Annotated in this window: 14 protein-coding genes, 3 pseudogenes and 1 other annotated feature; of the genes and pseudogenes, 4 read left to right on the top strand and 13 right to left on the bottom strand. The window is 55.1% G+C overall.

Features of this window, described 5'->3' with window-relative positions; translation table 11 throughout:
- Window positions 1-39: 39 nt before the first annotated feature.
- Window positions 40-480 carry a DUF2946 family protein gene (locus tag JK199_RS11495; RefSeq protein WP_237592402.1) on the bottom strand — a complete coding sequence of 147 codons (441 nt, stop codon included), beginning with the start codon at window positions 478-480 and terminating at the stop codon, window positions 40-42.
- A 425-nt stretch (window positions 481-905) separates the two neighbouring features.
- Here JK199_RS11495 and JK199_RS11490 point away from each other — a divergent pair, with 425 nt between their 5' ends.
- A complete protein-coding gene (locus JK199_RS11490; RefSeq protein WP_244985104.1) occupies window positions 906-1,616 on the top strand; it encodes an SCO family protein in 711 nt (236 codons plus the stop codon).
- A 2-nt stretch (window positions 1,617-1,618) separates the two neighbouring features.
- On the opposite strand, the gene JK199_RS11485 is transcribed toward JK199_RS11490, so the two are convergent.
- The 9 genes from JK199_RS11485 to JK199_RS11445 all read right to left on the bottom strand — a co-directional run bounded on the left by JK199_RS11485 (window position 1,619) and on the right by JK199_RS11445 (window position 10,348).
- Complete coding sequence (locus JK199_RS11485; RefSeq protein WP_212376007.1) at window positions 1,619-2,971, bottom strand: PepSY-associated TM helix domain-containing protein; 1,353 nt, start codon at window positions 2,969-2,971, stop codon at window positions 1,619-1,621.
- Between the two features lie 11 nt (window positions 2,972-2,982).
- The gene (locus JK199_RS11480; RefSeq protein WP_244985103.1) at window positions 2,983-5,313 is read right to left on the bottom strand and encodes a TonB-dependent receptor family protein; all 2,331 of its coding nucleotides are present in this window, start codon (window positions 5,311-5,313) and stop codon (window positions 2,983-2,985) included.
- A 70-nt stretch (window positions 5,314-5,383) separates the two neighbouring features.
- Window positions 5,384-5,773: a hypothetical protein gene (locus JK199_RS11475; RefSeq protein WP_212376004.1), complete on the bottom strand. Its 390-nt coding sequence runs from the start codon at window positions 5,771-5,773 to the stop codon at window positions 5,384-5,386.
- Between the two features lie 226 nt (window positions 5,774-5,999).
- Window positions 6,000-6,827: an S-formylglutathione hydrolase gene (gene fghA, locus JK199_RS11470; RefSeq protein ID WP_043549147.1), complete on the bottom strand. Its 828-nt coding sequence runs from the start codon at window positions 6,825-6,827 to the stop codon at window positions 6,000-6,002.
- Between the two features lie 24 nt (window positions 6,828-6,851).
- Complete coding sequence (locus JK199_RS11465; protein WP_456304281.1) at window positions 6,852-7,253, bottom strand: VOC family protein; 402 nt, start codon at window positions 7,251-7,253, stop codon at window positions 6,852-6,854.
- Between the two features lie 59 nt (window positions 7,254-7,312).
- Entirely contained in the window at window positions 7,313-8,422 is a 1,110-nt protein-coding gene (locus JK199_RS11460) for an S-(hydroxymethyl)glutathione dehydrogenase/class III alcohol dehydrogenase (RefSeq protein WP_043549144.1), read from the bottom strand.
- Window positions 8,423-8,463: 41 nt separating this feature from the next.
- The gene (gene frmR / locus JK199_RS11455) at window positions 8,464-8,739 is read right to left on the bottom strand and encodes a formaldehyde-responsive transcriptional repressor FrmR (RefSeq protein ID WP_043549143.1); all 276 of its coding nucleotides are present in this window, start codon (window positions 8,737-8,739) and stop codon (window positions 8,464-8,466) included.
- Between the two features lie 488 nt (window positions 8,740-9,227).
- On the bottom strand, window positions 9,228-9,770 hold the full coding sequence (locus tag JK199_RS11450; protein WP_025826739.1) for a hypothetical protein: 543 nt from the start codon (window positions 9,768-9,770) through the stop codon (window positions 9,228-9,230).
- A gap of 341 nt (window positions 9,771-10,111) precedes the next feature.
- Window positions 10,112-10,348 carry a hypothetical protein gene (locus tag JK199_RS11445; protein ID WP_212375998.1) on the bottom strand — a complete coding sequence of 79 codons (237 nt, stop codon included), beginning with the start codon at window positions 10,346-10,348 and terminating at the stop codon, window positions 10,112-10,114.
- 90 nt (window positions 10,349-10,438) lie between these two features.
- Here JK199_RS11445 and JK199_RS11440 point away from each other — a divergent pair.
- Window positions 10,439-11,648, top strand: a pseudogene (locus JK199_RS11440) (IS3 family transposase).
- Window positions 10,717-10,833, top strand: a sequence feature (AL1L pseudoknot). It overlaps the preceding pseudogene by 117 nt.
- 37 nt (window positions 11,649-11,685) lie before the next feature.
- Here the strand turns inward: JK199_RS11440 and JK199_RS11435 are convergent.
- Window positions 11,686-12,156: pseudogene (locus tag JK199_RS11435) on the bottom strand (integrase core domain-containing protein); the annotation flags it as partial.
- On the opposite strand from JK199_RS11435, the pseudogene JK199_RS11430 reads away from it, so the two are divergent.
- Window positions 12,123-12,368 (top strand): annotated as a pseudogene (locus tag JK199_RS11430) (PIN domain-containing protein); the annotation flags it as partial. The pseudogenes JK199_RS11435 and JK199_RS11430 sit on opposite strands and share 34 nt — an antisense overlap.
- A 60-nt stretch (window positions 12,369-12,428) precedes the next feature.
- Here the strand turns inward: JK199_RS11430 and JK199_RS11425 are convergent.
- Window positions 12,429-14,135: a recombinase family protein gene (locus tag JK199_RS11425; protein ID WP_212375995.1), complete on the bottom strand. Its 1,707-nt coding sequence runs from the start codon at window positions 14,133-14,135 to the stop codon at window positions 12,429-12,431.
- A gap of 13 nt (window positions 14,136-14,148) precedes the next feature.
- Window positions 14,149-14,337: a hypothetical protein gene (locus JK199_RS11420; protein WP_083824344.1), complete on the bottom strand. Its 189-nt coding sequence runs from the start codon at window positions 14,335-14,337 to the stop codon at window positions 14,149-14,151.
- A gap of 241 nt (window positions 14,338-14,578) precedes the next feature.
- Here JK199_RS11420 and recD2 point away from each other — a divergent pair, with 241 nt between their 5' ends.
- Window positions 14,579-16,765, top strand: coding sequence for an SF1B family DNA helicase RecD2 (gene recD2, locus JK199_RS11415; RefSeq protein WP_040000208.1), 2,187 nt, complete (start codon window positions 14,579-14,581; stop codon window positions 16,763-16,765).
- The last annotated feature ends 153 nt before the right edge of the window (window positions 16,766-16,918 follow it).

Below are 16,918 nucleotides of genomic sequence, written 5' to 3'. Positions count from 1 at the left end.
GTGGGATAAGACGACACAAACCAGAGGCTGACGAAAGGCTCAGGAAAACAAAGGAGGACCGCGCGCCGGTGGCAGACCTGTCAGAACAGATGGTGGCGCTCTGGGAGGATGCGCCAGCATTTCCTGTTGATATCGATATACAGTATAAGCGGGCAGGGCGGGCAGGCTTGTCAGAATAACAGCGACAAGTTCCAGCAACGGGCAAAGCGGACAGCTTTTGTCGTGATGATGCGTATTATGGTGATGACCTGACATGCTCATAGGCATATCCATATCCATCATCGCCATATCATGGCTCATGCTGCGCTGAGGGCTGATATCAATGCCTGTTAGCCGCTCAATTGCGGCCCGTGGCGCTTCATCAGGTAGGGAGAAACCTTGAAGGAAAAGTTGTCCTAAAAACCCGACAAGAACCAACATCCTCACAAGAATTGCGAGGAGTGTTGTTTTGTGTTTCAGTCGAGTTTCGAGAGTAGTCAAAACTATTGATAACTCCAATATATGACTGGTTTTATAAAGAACTATTAGCTCGCAGTGTCAATGAATTTGTATCGGTTTTGTGCGCGTCATCTGAGTATTTTAAGTCTCATATCTGGAGACCGCAAAGAAGATGATTTTCTCTATTTTTAGTGAGGCATTGAATGAGAGTTCATGCATCTTTTTTCATTTTGGGGATGGCTTAATCAGCGCCTCTCATGTGCGTCTGTCATGGTTATGTGTTCAGAGCCATTCTATGCTGATTTCGTGCATATCCTAAATAGATTCAAACAGATACTGGTTCCGCCACTTTTTCCGGAGAGTTCTGCCATACGTCATGATAAGGAGTTCTGTTGTCGCTGACTTAGTTATACATAGGTTTAGGTTACGGGAATTCTTTAACGGTTTGTTTCATGAGGACAGACTGATTGGACCTGCGCTTTTGGCTGAGAAAGTATTATGCTGTTGTTCGGGGCACCGTTTGTTATGATGATAAGATGAGTCATAAGAAGCACATAAAAGTTGCATCAACCAAGCAAGCGTCTTCTGCCAGACGGCAGGAGTGGAAAACGATATTTTTTCTGCTTGGTATAGTGTTATTTCTGTTTTCTGGGGCTGCAGGACTAAGACTATTTCTGACGTCGCAGCAGCATACACAGATTGGCGGGCCTTACACTCTGGTTAATGGTCATGGGCAGACCGTCAGTCAGGCAGATTTTGAGGGGCATTATACGCTTCTGTATTTTGGCTATACGCACTGTGTAGATATCTGCCCGTTGACACTTGCGACTGTGTCAGCCGCTCTTGATGAGCTTGGTAAGCGGGGACAAAACATTATTCCCGTGTTCATTTCAGTTGATCCCGAACGTGATACTCCTGCAGTGTTACAGGAGTATGTCGAGCGTTTCTCACCTCATATTGTCGGCCTGACTGGCTCCGAAAGTCAGCTTCAGCCGGTTATGAAGGCCTTTCATGTCTCAGCACGACGTCATGCCCCCAATGGCTCAGGCTACCTCGTCGATCATAGTTCACTTCTTTATCTCATGGATGGACACAACCATCTGGTTGGCATGATCCCCGTTGATGCCAGTGCCCATCAGATTGCAAGCGAACTCAGACGGCTTTTACCATCCTCCTAATGTCAGGTCGGACCTAATCTCGCAAACATCCGGTTTGCGAGAACCAGAACAAGTAATGCGGCCCCCAGTTCTGGTAGAAGCAGCCCCAGAATGACAAGGGTCGTCATACCAACCATTCCATATTTTTGAGAGGACAAGGCAGGTGGAGCCCCCACGGAACCCACAGGTTTGCGTTTTAGCCACAACACTGTTGCTGCACAGCTCATCATCAGTAAGCCGACTGCCACTAAAAGGTTAATGGCCTGGTTCATCTTTCCAAAAAGCTGGCCTTCATGCGCCGCAACGCCGTAGCCAATGATCCGATCGATAAGACCTTTCTCGGCAAACGTTTCCTGTTTCAACACATGGCCATCGGGTGTTACTGTCACACTTTCCCGCAAAGGTCGGTTTTGCGTGTCGGAACGCACAGTCCATAGAGAGCCAGACGGTGTAATGATGACCGGAGCTGGCAGGGAAAGAGTGCTCGCAGTCTGTATAACAGTATCCAAACCACTCAGCAAATCTCCTTCAGGAAAAGAGGTTGAAGCGGCTGGCATGTCCATACCGGGCATATCCGTATTCTCTTTTACGGGAAGTTTCTGTGGTTGTCCGAGCGGGTGCCCGGCAATGACCGTGGCAACTGGAACCGCGCCAATTTCCCAGTCCTTGACAGAGGTCAGGCGACCAACCGTGTTTTCGACCGATTGCAGGGCATGCCCCCAGACGAAAGACCACGGAAGACCGGATACCAGAAACAGCACCAGAAACACTGACGTCCAAACACCAGTGACAGCATGGAGATCCCGCCAGCGGGTTCGTCCCTTTGTTCCAAGGCGTGGATAGACAATGCCTGCCAGCCCGCGCTGATGGCGCGGCCACCAGAGCAGCACGCCTGTCACGATGAGCACAATGGTCCATGATGCAACCATTTCCATAATGACAGACCCCACATTGCCCAATAGCAGCTGACCGTGCAGCCTAAAAACAAGCCGTTCAAATCTGTTCTCTTCCAGAACAGTTTTCAGAACGGTATGGGTATTCCTGTCCACATAGACGCGCACCGCTTCTCCGTCTGGCCTGCTAACAAGAACACGCGCAGCACTCTGCGATGTCCGGGGAAGTTCATAAGCCAGAAAAGCCCCTTGCGGCACTGCTGATACGGCTGCCTGAACATCCCGCTCGGGGGAAGGCGACAAGGCGATGGGCAGATGGTCATATCGCCAGTCAATCCAGTCATCTATCTGGGGTTTGAAAAGATAAACCGCCCCTGTCAGAGAGAGAAAAGCCACAAAAGGCAGGCAGAATAACCCTGCGAAGAAATGCCAGCGCCAGAGCGTGCGACGGTCTGGCCAGAGAGTGGCACTGTGTATGGTCATGGCACTATCCCTCAAAACCTGATCCGCACGCCGCCAAAATACGCACGGGGCGAACCCGCGTAGATGGAGCCTGTGCTGTTCATGAGTGTCGTGGCGCCCGCCTGCTGACCATTGGCTTGCAGTTTATCGCTAATGTTTGTGGCTCCCGCGATATAGGTCTGGTTGGCAACGTTCTGTACCTCGAAATACCAGTGCAAACGATGTGCCCAGCCAAACCGGGCAGGAGGATCATAATGCATTTCAAGATTAAGCAGGGCATACCCTGGCGCTTTCAAGCGATTGGCGTTATCCAGCCAGTAAGAATCACGCCACGTAACTTCCGCATATCCGCCCAGCCCTTCCAGTGGGCCATCTGGCTGATCATAGAGAAAGCGAGCATTGAGAAAATTGGGAATGACCCCGGGGATATAATGCCCTTTACGGCTGAAGCCGCGTGAAAGCATGCTATTGGAAAGAACCTCGGTGTAATTGGTATAAACCTGATTATCGTAGGTATAACTCAGCTTAACCCGACCACCGGGAAGCATTTTTGGCAACGGCTTCCACTCCACACCCAGAACAACACCACGATGTTCTGACGCGGGTGCGTTAAAAGTGTAGGAACCAACGGTGTTGACCCCGGCAGACTGGCTGACCAACTCGTTTTTATAAAACTCGTAAAAACCTGTTGCCTGAATGCTGATCGTCGAGGAGGGATGCCAGTCGGCCCCCAGATCAATGCCGACACTTGTCTGGCTTTTCAGTTGTGTATTGTTCCCGTATTCCCCCTGTGGCGTAATGAAAAGATTAGAAGAAGATGGCGTGCCATAGGCTGTGCCAACACGAGTATGCAGTGTCCAGTTTTTTGACGGCGTATAAATCAACGCGCCTTCTGGCGCGAGATTGAAATAGAAACGGTTGGCTGTGATGGCCCGCTGGCTTCTGGCCATCGCGGAGTAGCCATAGAGTGTTTCGGTTGCGCCAATATCGGAATATGTGCCGCCAAGCCCGGCGACAATGTGCCAGTCGGGTGCAAAATGCCAGTCTTCCTGAAAGCGCGCACCGAGATTCCACTGGTGCCCGTAGCTTTCGGAACTCATGGCCCCTCGTGTTGCACCGCCGAGAGGCATGATGTTGTACGTCTGCGAACCAAAATCGAGATAATCAAAACTGACGCCAGCAAACGTTTCCAATGTTCTGCCAGCAAGTTCGGCATGGTTGGTAATGTCGCTGCTAACATTATAGGAATTATAAGGACCGACATACGCCATAGGCGACGTTGGCTGGTCGATATGGCGCTGATCGTAGGTAAACTGGTTTCGCCAGGTTGTGCGGCTGTTGAAATCATGCTCCCAGCGCAGGCCAACCACCGTGCGTCGGTCGAAACGCCCTAGACCTGCGGCTTCAGGGCTCATGGCAACTTTTGCACCATAGTGGCCATTGACCAGCAGATTGACAGATGCGCAGCCAGTTGCTGCGCCGGACGCATTGGCGCACCCTTGCTGGTAAGGATTGGCCCGATACTGGTTGAGTGACAATCTTGCTGGCAAAAACGCATCCGTGACGTTGTTGACAAATTTCAGGATGAGACGATCGGCAGACGTCAGATTGACACGCAGCCGCACATTTTCTGTCGAGGTATTATAACGGCTATTGGTAATGAAGCCGTTTCCACGCACATCGCTGCCAAAGATCATCAGGTCATAGTGTCTGTTGCCAAAACCGAGCGTTGCATAATTATTGAACATTCCGAAGCTGCCGAAATCAGAGCCCAGTTCCAGTCCGTGGATATCCGCTCCCTTCCGGGTGCGGAAATTGATGGCGCCATTAATGGTGTAATTGCCATACAGGGTTGAGGCAGGCCCCTCGAAAACATCCACACCCTGATAGGCATGAGGATCAATCAGATCGGCCCGGGCGGTCCCATCGGGTTGGGTCATGGGGAACCCATCTTCCAGAACCTGAATATTTTTAAGTCCCCATGATTGACGATCTCCTGAGCCACGAATGGACACGTTCGTATCGCGAGGGCCATTCCCCTGAGTGAAGCTGACGCCAGGAATGGTCACCACCATATCGGCAACACTCTGGCCAACCTGGTTCGCGAAACTACTTCGGTCGGAACTATAAGTCGTCTGGCCTGCGGGACGTGTAAGGGCAGATGATCGGCTTAATCCCGTTACAAGAATCTGTTCGGTTTTGACGGGATTTTTTTTGGTTCTGGACGCAGGAGGAACACGTTTGCTCAAAGGTGGGCGAGGCTTCTCTGTGCCGACGGCAGCGTAGGTAGTGGTAGCCGAGAAGATGGCGGCAGCGATCATTGTCCCGTAAAACGGGAGTGAAAAATAAACAGTACGAAACATGTGAAGGAACCTGAAGAGATAGCACAAAATGCTCACCGGCATGGCAGGTGAGCGGCTCTTTCAATTCAGATCAGGCAGGAGGCCCCTGCGGGCAGAGAGAAGTCCGTTTCGGTGTTGGCGGACCCCGGATGGATGTGAACATCCATGCCTGGCGAATGCCAGCAACACATAATCCCACAAAAAGACAGAAAACGATGCTTACAACGAGCAAGTCCAATGCTTCGGACAGAAGAAAGCCGTCATCATCGGGGGTGGTTGAGCGATGGTGCTGTCCGTCTGGATCAGACGATGCGCTCTGATCGTCGCAAAGAATGTTCAGCTTCGTGAAAGTTTTGAGAGGATCGTCGACCAGTGCCGCTGGGGAAGCAATTCCGCCAAATGTCAGGCGTGCAATCAGTGCAAGCAATACGAGAGGCCAGAAGGCCAGCAGGTAAGTCGAACTGTGAGCACGTGGAGTCATGCGTCACCGTTACATCAAGTTCTCTCTGTTAACCAGTCCATACCGATCGCTTCAATCCTACCATTCAATGACGACATCTCTGATCTTTGAGCAGTATTGCATGTCTGATTCCGGATAGAAGGAGCAGAAAGCTGCCAGCTGATTTCACAGTTTGAAAGATGCCCCTAACAGATTTCATCTCCACTCAAAGCCAGAAAATTCCGGATCCAAAAAACTCACAATCTATTCATCGTAGTTTACTCACGAAATATCTGAGATGATCTGCAATAAAACTGGCTACAAAATAATAGCTGTGATCGTAATCAGGACGAAGATTCAGGATAAGTTCCTGCCCTGCATTCCGTGCGGCTTCCTGGAGCAGTTCTGGCCTGAGCTGTTCTTTCAGAAACTGGTCCGCCAGACCCTGATCTATCAGAACAGGCAGTCTTTCCTTCGCTGTCCGCACAAGTTCAAGCGGGTCATAGGCTGCCCAACTGGCACGATCCGGACCCAGATAAGCACTGAATGCTTTTTCACCCCATGGTACCTGCGTTGGCGCCACAATGGGTGAAAAGGCTGACACAGAACGATAGCGGCCAAGATTACGCAGCGCGATCATGATGGCGCCAAATCCACCCATCGAATGTCCCGCAATACCCCGCTGCTGCGTAACCGGAAAACTCGCCTCAATCAGCGCAGGAAGTTCCGTGACCACGTAATCATACATCCGATAATGCGCAGCCCACGGCTCCTGCGTCGCATTGATGTAAAATCCAGCGCCCTGACCAAGATCGTACGCATCGTCATCAGCCACCCCCACGCCCCGTGGACTGGTATCCGGCGCGACAATGGCGATGCCCAGTTCTGCGGCCACGCGTTGCGCGCCAGCCTTGCCAATGAAATTCTGCTCCGTACATGTCAGACCGGAGAGCCAGTAAAGAACGGGAACCTTTTCAGTTTTTGCCTGAGGCGGCAGGTAGATCGCGAAGTTTGCTTCCACACCCAACGACACGGACTTGTGTCGCCAGACTTCCTGCACGCCCCCAAAAGAGCAGTGCATTTCCTTGCGTTCCATGGCTCTCACTGCCTTTTGCGCATGTCAGTTACCGTCCGTGAAGGTATAACTGCAGATCTTGTTCCCTGCCGGATCCCGGAGATAGGCGGCATAAGCGCCCGGTAAGTGGCTTCGCGGGCCGGGTTTGCCTTCATCGGTTCCCCCATTGGCAAGACCTGCGGCATGAAAAGCATCCACTTCGGCGGGTGTCGCTGCTGCAAAACCGATGGTGACACCGTTGCTTGAGGGCGCTTCACCGTTGCCAGGACGTGCAATGATGAAGGCTGGCTTTTCGCGGCCGTACAGAACCCACCCATGCCCGAACGGCCCCAGGTTTTTTATGCCCAGAGCCGCAAGCGCGGCGTCATAGAATTTCGCGGATACCGCAGTATCCACGGCCCCAAGAAAAACGTGAGAGAAAACACCGTCACCGGAAATAACAGCCATGATCAATCTCCTGTAATTTCCAACCATTGGAAATGATATTGCACCGCGCAACACAGACCTTAGAAATGAATGACGGAACGGATGGATTTTCCTTCATGCATCAGATCGAAGGCCGTATTGATGTCTTCGAGCGGCATGGTGTGGGTTACGAACGGCGCGAGTTCGATATCGCCACGCATGGCATCTTCAACCATTCCGGGAAGCTGGCTGCGTCCCTTGACCCCACCAAAAGCCGTGCCGCGCCACGAACGACCCGTCACAAGCTGGAAGGGACGAGTTGATATCTCCTGACCGGCCCCTGCCACACCGATGACGATCGACTGCCCCCACCCACGATGCGCGGCTTCTAGCGCCGCGCGCATGACGTTGACGTTGCCGATACATTCAAAGGTATGATCAATGCCCCAGCCGGTCATTTCCACAAGAACCTGCTGGATCGGTTTGTCATAATCCTTGGGGTTGAGGAATTCCGTGGCGCCGAAGGCCTTGGCAAGTTCAAACTTTTCCGGATTGGTATCAATAGCGAAAATCCGGCCAGCCTTTGCCTGTCGCGCTCCCTGAATGACCGCCAGACCGATCCCGCCCAGACCGAAGACGGCAACCGTATCTCCAGGCTGCACCTTGGCCGTGTTGTGTACCGCACCAATCCCGGTGGTGACGCCACATCCCAGCAAGCAAACATGCCCTGGATTTGCGGCAGGATTGATTTTTGCCAGAGAAACCTCGGCGACAACCGTGTATTCGCTGAACGTCGAACACCCCATGTAATGATGGATCGGCTGACCTTTGTAGGAAAAGCGCGTTGTGCCATCCGGCATCACACCTTTGCCCTGTGTGGCGCGTACTGAAATACAGAGATTGGTTTTCCCCGACTTACAAAACAGACATTCACCGCATTCCGCCGTGTAAAGCGGAATGACATGGTCGCCGGGGGCAACGCTGGTGACCCCTTCTCCGACCTCGATGACAATTCCCGCACCTTCGTGACCCAAAACGGCTGGAAACAGTCCCTCGGGATCACCCCCTGACAGGGTAAACGCATCGGTGTGGCACACACCCGTATGCGTGATCTGCACGAGTACTTCACCCGCACGAGGAGGCGCTACGTCGATCTCGACAATCTCAAGGGGCTTACCCGCCTCGAAAGCAACTGCGGCCCGTGATTTCATGATTTTTTCTCCAAACAACCTATCGGCCAGCATCGAGGGCATTACCGGAGATAGGATCGCACGAGTGACACCACATTCTCGATCGAACCATTGGCAGCATCACGATCACCGGCACACTCAACAAATTCTTCCCGCAAGTGGCTTTCGAGAACACCGGCCATTAATCCGTTGATCGCTCCCCGGATGGCCGCCACCTGTTGCAACACTGGACCGCAATCAGCCCCTTTCTCCAAAGCCTGTTCCAGCGCATCAAGTTGCCCGCGAATACGGCGCACGCGGGTCAGAACGCGCTTTTTCTCAGCTGGTGTGTGCGGCACGAAACGCTTACTCCGAATATACTGCCCTTGAGTATCCTTTCATACTATGGGGTAGTATGAAAGGATATAAGGACGTGCTTGTCATATGATCCGATCACAATTCCGTATCGCTGAAATTTTCACCGTAACGTTCATGGGTTGCCTGTCTGTGTCTTGGGATCATTCAATAGGTGTAATCAGTGAGATCCAGACAATCTCTGCATCGAGGCTTTGAAGCGCTGATGTCCGCTATTTGGCAAACAACCTTGTGGTCCAAACGACCGAGATGAGGCGACAGCAGTCTGTCTGCTCAGTTTGAATGAAGGGAGTGGCTATCAAATCGTGTAAATGCCCTTTGTTGGGGGATAACTGTGGTCCCGAATATTAGCATCAAGTATAAGATAGTATAATGTGATTTCGTATGATATATGTATTCTAAAAATACACTAACTGTGCGACACGCAAGCGCCTCTCCTGTGAGGAGAGGCACCATGCTCTCATGAGGTGCGTTACGGCAGTGTGTCTCCCTGATCGCTCTCACGCTCTAGCGCATTTCTCAGAAAGATCTCGATCCAAGTTTGTACGGGAATATTCATGGCGGATGCTCTTTGGAAAACTTCCTCCGTTAGGTCTTCAGGTAGTAGAACAGAAAAAGGTTCTTTGCGCCCGGCTTCAGGCGGTATTCCGAAAAGGTTAAGGTAAAGGTAGTTTAGGTTTCGTCCCTGTAACCACCGACGGACAGAGGCGTCTGTCATAGGGACAACCATGTGACCCGGATAACCACCATATGTCCATGGTGTGCAACCATGGCCTCGGCCTACCAAAAAGAAAGCACCTCCTTCTGTGCGGTAAAGCTCTTCCCGGTAATAGTGGAAGTCATCACCATTCAACTCGGGGGCCTGAACAGTTGCCAGTTTTTTCGCGGTATCCGTATCGTAAAAATGGTCGTCTATGATTGAGAAGACCCCATCAGAGGCGTATCCATTTGCGGGGACATTTCCCCTGTTGAACTCGTCTTCGACGAGTTCTTTGATGAAGCTATAAATATCCATAGCTTTTTCTTTCCCTCTATTTTTAATTTTTTGAGAAATACAGAAAATGGAACGGACTTTACCTTATAGTGTCCGTTGTGTGTTCGGTTATTCTGTATCCTGCCTAGAGTATTACCTGAACATTGTTGCGGCAAGAGGGCGCATGATTTTACTTGACAAGCAAAGGGGAAGAAGTACAGTCAACGTCAACTGTTAGAAAAAAATTTATTCCCTAATAAAAATTTTGCTATTTTTGATCCGAATCGTCTGATTTTGCCGTGATCCGTATGGCGTTACATCTGCGCCGTTTCGCGTCACACTGACGGTCGCAGATCTGCTTCGCTATCTTTCCGTGAGTTGGGTTACCCCGCCTTCTGCGTGTCTGCTGTGGCGCGAAGGGCTATCTGCAAGCTCTGAACGACACACTGCTCGTCATGCTGATCGCCGATATAGCTTTGGCCAGCCTTCGAGTTTTGATTGAAAAGGTCGCGTTCCGTGTGGGCGCGAACAATCAGCTGTGCCAGATTTGCATTTCCGGTGCCGACAAGCTTTGTCAGTGCTTCGGGTAAGATCAGCCCCTCGGTGGCGACCGGCGTCATGACGCAGGGCACGCCTGCAGCAAGACTGTCGAGGACTGAATTGCCCCGGGTTTTGTGGAGACAGAACGACCCGAGAGGTAAGAAGAATTCATGAGCAACAAATCGAAGCGTTTTCCGCCTGAATTTCGTGACCGTGCAGCCCGCATGGTTCTGGAGGAAGAGAAGAACTATCCTTCGCGGTGGTCTGCGGTGATGACGATCGCGCCAAAGCTGGATATTCATCCTGACACGCTGTCAAAATGGACCCGTCTGCATGAGCGGGCCAATGCGCCTGCGGTGAGTGAACTGCCTGATCGAGAGAAGATCAGGCAACTGGAGCGAGAGAACCGCGAACTGCGGCAGGCCAATGAAATCCTGCGTAAGGCTTCTGCGTATTTTGCCCAGGCGGAACTCGACCGCCGGTTCAGGCCATGACGCGCTTCATTGATGAGCACCGGCAGACATATGGTGTCGGGTCAATCTGCAAGATCCTGCCGATTGCACCATCTGTTTATTATGCAACCGTTGCCAGACAGAAAAATCCCTGTGTGCGCAGCCAGAAAGACAAAGAGTTGAGCGACGAAATCCGTAGAGTATGGAACGATAATTTTTGTGTCTATGGAGCGCGTAAGGTCTGGCATCAGCTCAGACGCGAAGGCAGGACTATCGCCCGCTGCACGGTAGAGCGGCTGATGCGCCAGATGGGACTTAAAGGTGTCATTCGTGGCAAGGGGATCAGAACCACACGGCCTGATCCACAACGTCCCTGCCCACAGGATCTGGTGCAGCGCCAGTTTCATGCTCCAGCCCCCAACAGGCTCTGGGTTTCGGATTTACTTACGTTTCCACCTGGCAGGGCTTTGTGTATGTGGCCTTCATCATTGATGTATTTGCCCGCGTGATTGTGGGGTGGCGTGTCTCATCAACGGCCCATACCGACTTCGTGCTGGATGCCCTTGAGCAGGCTCTGTGCCAGAGGCAGCCCGAGGGCAAAGTGACCCACCATTCCGATAGGGGCTGTCAATATGTGTCCATTCGCTACACGCAAAGACTGGCTGAAGCGGGCCTCGTTGCCTCTGTCGGCAGTGTTGGGGATTCCTATGATAATGCCCTCGCGGAGACCATTAACGGACTTTACAAAACTGAACTCATCTATCGGCAAGGACCATGGAAAAACAGAGACGCTGTTGAACTGGCAACGCTTAAATGGGTCGACTGGTTCAATAATCGCCGCATTCTGTCTTCCATTGGAAACATCCCGCCAGCAGAAGCTGAGGCCCGCTTTTATGCGCAACAGAAATCACATGCTTTAGCCGCTTAAATCAGATAAAAAACGTCTCCACAAAACCCGGGGCAATTCAGTTTTGAGTTAAGGTCTGTGAGTTGTGGTATGCCGTTTTGGCGTGTTGACGAAAGCCTCTGGCGTCATGCCATTCAGGCCGGTATGCGGCCTGACAGCGTTGCAGTCGGACCGCCGGGCGTCGATGACCGTCCGAGCGTGGACAAGGTTGCGGAGCAGGTGCTCGTTGAGGCATTCGTTCGCGGAACCGGCCGTTGAAACTCTAGACGAACCCGTTCTGTTACGGCTTTCCCGGTGCGATATAGTGCCGCAGCACTAACCGCTTTTCCTGTCAGGCCAGGATCGCGTTCGAAGTCATCTCAGTGCCGTTGTCGCTGACAATCATCATGGGAAAGTCTCGGCTTTCTGCGATCCGGTCGAGTTCGCTGCCAAGCCGTTCGCTCGATAGCGACGTGTCGGCGACCAGACCGAGGCATTCCTGGGTGTAGTCGTTGGTCAAGGCGTGAAGTCGAGCGCCTCGCGGCAAGGCTAGCGGTCCTGCCATTCGATAGTGAAGCGGCTGCCCATACGGCGGACATTCGGACCGAACTTGAACGGAATGGCCGTATCATAGGTCCGTATGATCTCATGATTGCCAGGTATGCCCGGAGCAGGGGGCTGATTGTTGTGACCGGCAATCTGCGGGAGTTCCAGCTGGTGGATGGTCTTCGAACCGAGGGCTGGCTGACTGACACGCTCTGACCGGGAAAGGTACGGCGAGATGAAATATTGATAAAAATGACTGTTTATCAATCGATTATGTCATGCTGCGAGCCTCTCGACGAACCCGCTAACAAGCAGCAGTTTTCTTTGGTTGCAGGCCCCCGCAACCATCTCAAATTGCGATAAGAACGCATCACGAACCCCAGTCCGGAAACGGGCTGGGGTTTTCGTTTGTCCGCCCGACGCCATCGTCAGGATGCCGGCAAGATCGCCCCGGACATCGATCTGGAGGCCCTTGTCGGACGGCGTGAGGATGATCGCCTCGATCAGCGAGCGGATCACCTCGGCCGCCTCCTGGCGCTTCTCGTCCAGCTCGGAATGCAGCATGTCGTGCAGGCGTGCGAGTTGCCGGTGGTAGAACTCCGCCATCTGGGGATGGAGCAGGGGCGGGGGTGCTTCGGCAGTCGCAAGGAACTCCTTGAGTTCTGTCTTGCGGGCTTCGAGTTTCGATCCGCGTTCCTTGACCGTCTCGATCGAGATCGCTTCCGAAAGGTAGAGGTCCATCAGGCGCTGGATGTCGCGCTCGACCCGCTTCAGTTCTGATTCCGCTGCGCCGATGTCGGCCGATGCCTCCATGCGCAGTCGGTTCATCTCGGTGGTGAAGGCCGAGCAGAATTCGGCGAACAGGTCCGGGTCCATGAGGTGGTGACGCAGGGCGTCGAGCACGCGCCGCTCCAGTTCCTCGCGGCGCATATTGGTCCGGTTGTCGCAGGTGCCCTTGTTGCGGGCGGTCGAGCAGCCGAGCAAGGTGCCGGAGATCATCGAATAGCCGCCGCCGCAGCAGCCGCATTTGCTCAGGCCGGAGAACAGATAGCGGGGACGGCGCTTCTCGCGGAAATGGTCAGGCGAGGATGTGTCGCGTGTGTCGTGGCTGGCGCTGACGCTGGCCTGCCGCGCCTTGACGGCATCCCACAGATCCTGATCGACGATCCGCAGGTCCGGCACCTCCTGGATCACCCACTCGGCTTCCGGATTGGGGCGGGCCTGGCGCTTGCCGGTGTCGGGATCCTTGATGAAACGCTGGCGGTTCCAGACCAGCCTGCCCACGTACATCTCGTTGTTGAGGATCCCGGTGCCGCGTAGCCGGTTGCCATTGATGGTCGAGAAGCCCCAGGCCCCGCTGCCCGGTGCGGAGATGCCTTCGTCGTTGAGACGGAAGGCGATGGCGCGCGGTCCCAGCCCGGCTGCGAAGTCGCGAAAGATGCGACGGACCACCTCGGCTTCCTGCGAGTTGATGGTGCGGTCGCCCCGGATCGGCTCCCCATTGGCGTCGAGTTTGCGTACCACGTCATAGCCGTAGGCATTGCCGCCGCCGGACTTGCCCAGCTCGACCCGGCCGCGCAGGCCGCGATGGGTCTTCTCCGCCAGGTCTTTCAGGAACAGGGCGTTCATCGTGCCCTTGAGGCCGACATGGAGGTGGGAGACTTCGCCCTCGGAGAGGGTGACGATCCGCACGCCAGCATAGTTCATGCGTTTGAAGACGCCGGCGATGTCCTCCTGGTCGCGGGAAAGGCGGTCCATCGCCTCGGCCAGCACGATCTGGAACCGTCCGCGCTGTGCATCCGCGATCAGCGCCTGGATGCCGGGCCGCATTAAAGACGCGCCCGAGACGGCGTGGTCGGTATATTCCTCGACAATGGTCCAGCCCTGTTTTTCCGCGTAGGTACGGCAGACGCGGAGCTGGTCAGCGATCGAGGCGTCGCGCTGGTTGTCGGACGAATAGCGGGCGTAGAGCGCGACCTTCATGGCGGGGTATCCCTTACGGTCCGGAGCGGCGGCGCTGCTCCTGTTGCTGAGATCGGAACCAGTCCCGTGCCGCGCGACGGGCCATGAGGCGGACGAGCGCCACGAGACGCGGGTCGGGAGCATCGGGGCGCAGGACAAGCCGCAATTCGGGCTCGGGTGGTCGATACGCCGGGGCAATGGACTGGCTGGGTCTGTCGGTCATCGTTGCTCTCTTCCGACCGCATGGCAAGGAAAACAGATGCACGATCCGGACAGATGACTGTTATTTCAAAGGAAATCCGCATTGTGGAAGGTCGCGCCTGCGCGTGCTCCAGAGTGCGGAATCGTAGTTATGGGTAGTCCCGGATAGAGGCGCGTCGTACAAATACTGGCTTACGGCGGCGTGACGGAAGGGGAGGGCGAATCATGAACGATACGGAAGTGCCGATCCTCCGGCAGGCCGGATGAGCGGACGCGCCACCGACTCTTCGCTCACGGAAGCGCTGGCAGGCCTCGTGGAGCGGGTGACGTTCCACAACGCCGAGAACGGCTTCTGCGTTCTGCGGGTGAAGGTGCGCGGACAGCGCGATCTGGTCACTGTCGTCGGCCATGCCGCTATGATCTCGGCAGGCGAGTTCGTGCAGATGTCGGGGCGCTGGTTCAACGATCATACCCACGGGCTGCAGTTCAAGGTCGAGTTCCTCAAGGCCAGCCCGCCGACCACGGTCGAGGGCATCGAACGCTATCTGGGCTCCGGCATGATCCGGGGCATCGGCCCCGTCTACGCGAAGAAGCTGGTGAAAGCGTTCGGCGAGGCGGTGTTCGACCTGATCGAGCAGGAACCTGAACGCCTGCGGGAGGTGACGGGCATAGGCCCCAAGCGGGCCGAACGGATTGTCGGTGGTTGGGCGGATCAGAAGGTGATCCGCGAGATCATGCTGTTTCTGCACAGCAATGGTGTCGGCACCTCGCGGGCGGTGCGTATCTTCAAGACCTATGGTCAGGATGCGGTCCAACTGATCAGCGAAAATCCCTATAGGCTTGCGAAAGACATCCGGGGGATTGGGTTCAAGACCGCCGACCAGATTGCCCGGAAGATGGGGATCGCACCCGACGCGATGATCCGGGTGCGGGCAGGGATCTCCTACGCGCTCGGCGAGGCCATGGATGAGGGGCATTGCGGTCTGCCGGTCGGGGAATTGCTGACCAGCACCGCCGAACTGCTGGAGGTCGCCGCCCCTCTGATCGAGACAGCCCTCACACTGGAACTGGAAGCGGGCGACGTGGTCGCTGACAGCGTGGGAGAGACGAGTTGTATCTTCCTTGCTGGTCTCTATCGCGCGGAGCAGAGCATCGCCGAGCGACTGCATGCCTGTACCGTCGGCCGACCGCCTTGGCCGGAGATCGATGCTGAAAAAGCCATGACCTGGGTGGAGAAAAAGACCAGGCTCGCTCTGGCTCCCAGCCAGCAGGAGGCGGTGCGCCTGGCTTTGCGCAGCAAGGTTCTGGTGATCACCGGTGGTCCTGGCGTCGGCAAGACCACGCTGGTCAACGCCATCCTGAAGATCTTGACGGCCAAGGGCACGGACGTGCAGCTCTGCGCGCCAACGGGACGGGCGGCGAAGCGCCTGTCGGAAAGCACCGGATTGGAAGGCAAGACCATCCACCGCCTGCTGGAGACAGATCCGGCGACCGGCAGCTTCAAGCGGGACGATACCAACCCGCTGACCTGCGATCTGCTGGTCGTGGACGAGGCCAGCATGGTGGACGTGCTGCTTATGCGCTCCCTGCTGCGTGCGTTGCCCGATAGCGCAGCCCTGATGATCGTGGGCGACGTGGACCAGTTGCCGTCGGTCGGACCGGGGCAGGTGCTGGCCGATATCATCGCCTCCGGTGCTGTCCCTGTGGTGCGGCTGACCGAGGTGTTCCGCCAGGCGGCGCAGAGCCGCATCATCACCAATGCGCATCGGATTAACGAAGGCAAAATGCCGGAGTTGAGCGCGGAGGAAGGGTCGGATTTCTACTTCGTCGAGGCGGCGGAACCGGAGATCGGGCTGCGCAAGTTGCTGGTGGTGGTGAAGGATCGCATTCCGGCGCGGTTCGGACTGGACCCGGTCCGCGACGTGCAGGTGCTTTGCCCGATGAACCGGGGTGGCCTTGGTGCGCGGTCGCTGAATATCGAATTGCAGCAGGCGCTGAACCCGCCGGGCGAGGTGAAGGTCGAGCGGTTTGGCTGGACCTATGGTCCCGGTGACAAGGTGATGCAGATCGCCAACGATTATGACCGGGACGTTTTCAACGGGGATCTCGGCGTTATCGACAGGATCGATATCGAAGAAGGCGAACTGACGGTCTCATTCGACGGACGGGAGGTCGTTTACGGCTTCGGCGAGCTGGACGAACTGGTGCTGGCCTACGCCACCACGATCCACAAGAGCCAGGGATCGGAATATCCGGCGGTGGTCATCCCGCTGGTGACGCAGCATTACGCCATGCTGGCGCGGAACCTGCTCTACACGGGCGTGACACGGGGGCGGAAGCTCGTCGTGCTTGTGGGGCAGAAGAAGGCGCTGGGCATGGCCGTGCGAAACCAGGGCGGAAGGCGACGGTGGTCGAAGCTCAGGGAGTGGCTGGCCGGTAGCGTCGCATGATGGAGTGGCGGGGGTGAAGGGTGTGTCCCCATGTCGGCTTTCGCCTCTTTTCTGCCGTTTCCGCAACCGATCAGGTTTCTCGAATGCAGACATCAGCATCGACCATCTTTCGCTTCATTTGTACCAACAGCTGTGATACATATGTGCATACAC

The organism is Acetobacter persici (genome assembly GCF_018256955.1).
Lineage (GTDB): Bacteria > Pseudomonadota > Alphaproteobacteria > Acetobacterales > Acetobacteraceae > Acetobacter > Acetobacter persici.
This window is presented reverse-complemented; position numbering and strand designations above follow the sequence as displayed.

What these genes read in the sequence shown, in the direction of transcription:
- JK199_RS11485 (WP_212376007.1), bottom strand. Translation starts at nt 2,971, where the DNA reads ATGACCATACACAGTGCCACTCTCTGGCCAGACCGTCGCACGCTCTGG.
- JK199_RS11480 (WP_244985103.1), bottom strand. Translation starts at nt 5,313, where the DNA reads ATGTTTCGTACTGTTTATTTTTCACTCCCGTTTTACGGGACAATGATC.
- JK199_RS11475 (WP_212376004.1), bottom strand. Translation starts at nt 5,773, where the DNA reads ATGACTCCACGTGCTCACAGTTCGACTTACCTGCTGGCCTTCTGGCCT.
- fghA (WP_043549147.1), bottom strand. Translation starts at nt 6,827, where the DNA reads ATGGAACGCAAGGAAATGCACTGCTCTTTTGGGGGCGTGCAGGAAGTC.
- JK199_RS11465 (WP_456304281.1), bottom strand. Translation starts at nt 7,253, where the DNA reads ATGGCTGTTATTTCCGGTGACGGTGTTTTCTCTCACGTTTTTCTTGGG.
- JK199_RS11460 (WP_043549144.1), bottom strand. Translation starts at nt 8,422, where the DNA reads ATGAAATCACGGGCCGCAGTTGCTTTCGAGGCGGGTAAGCCCCTTGAG.
- JK199_RS11450 (WP_025826739.1), bottom strand. Translation starts at nt 9,770, where the DNA reads ATGGATATTTATAGCTTCATCAAAGAACTCGTCGAAGACGAGTTCAAC.
- JK199_RS11445 (WP_212375998.1), bottom strand. Translation starts at nt 10,348, where the DNA reads ATGACGCCGGTCGCCACCGAGGGGCTGATCTTACCCGAAGCACTGACA.
- JK199_RS11425 (WP_212375995.1), bottom strand. Translation starts at nt 14,135, where the DNA reads ATGAAGGTCGCGCTCTACGCCCGCTATTCGTCCGACAACCAGCGCGAC.
- JK199_RS11420 (WP_083824344.1), bottom strand. Translation starts at nt 14,337, where the DNA reads ATGACCGACAGACCCAGCCAGTCCATTGCCCCGGCGTATCGACCACCC.
- recD2 (WP_040000208.1), top strand. Translation starts at nt 14,579, where the DNA reads ATGAGCGGACGCGCCACCGACTCTTCGCTCACGGAAGCGCTGGCAGGC.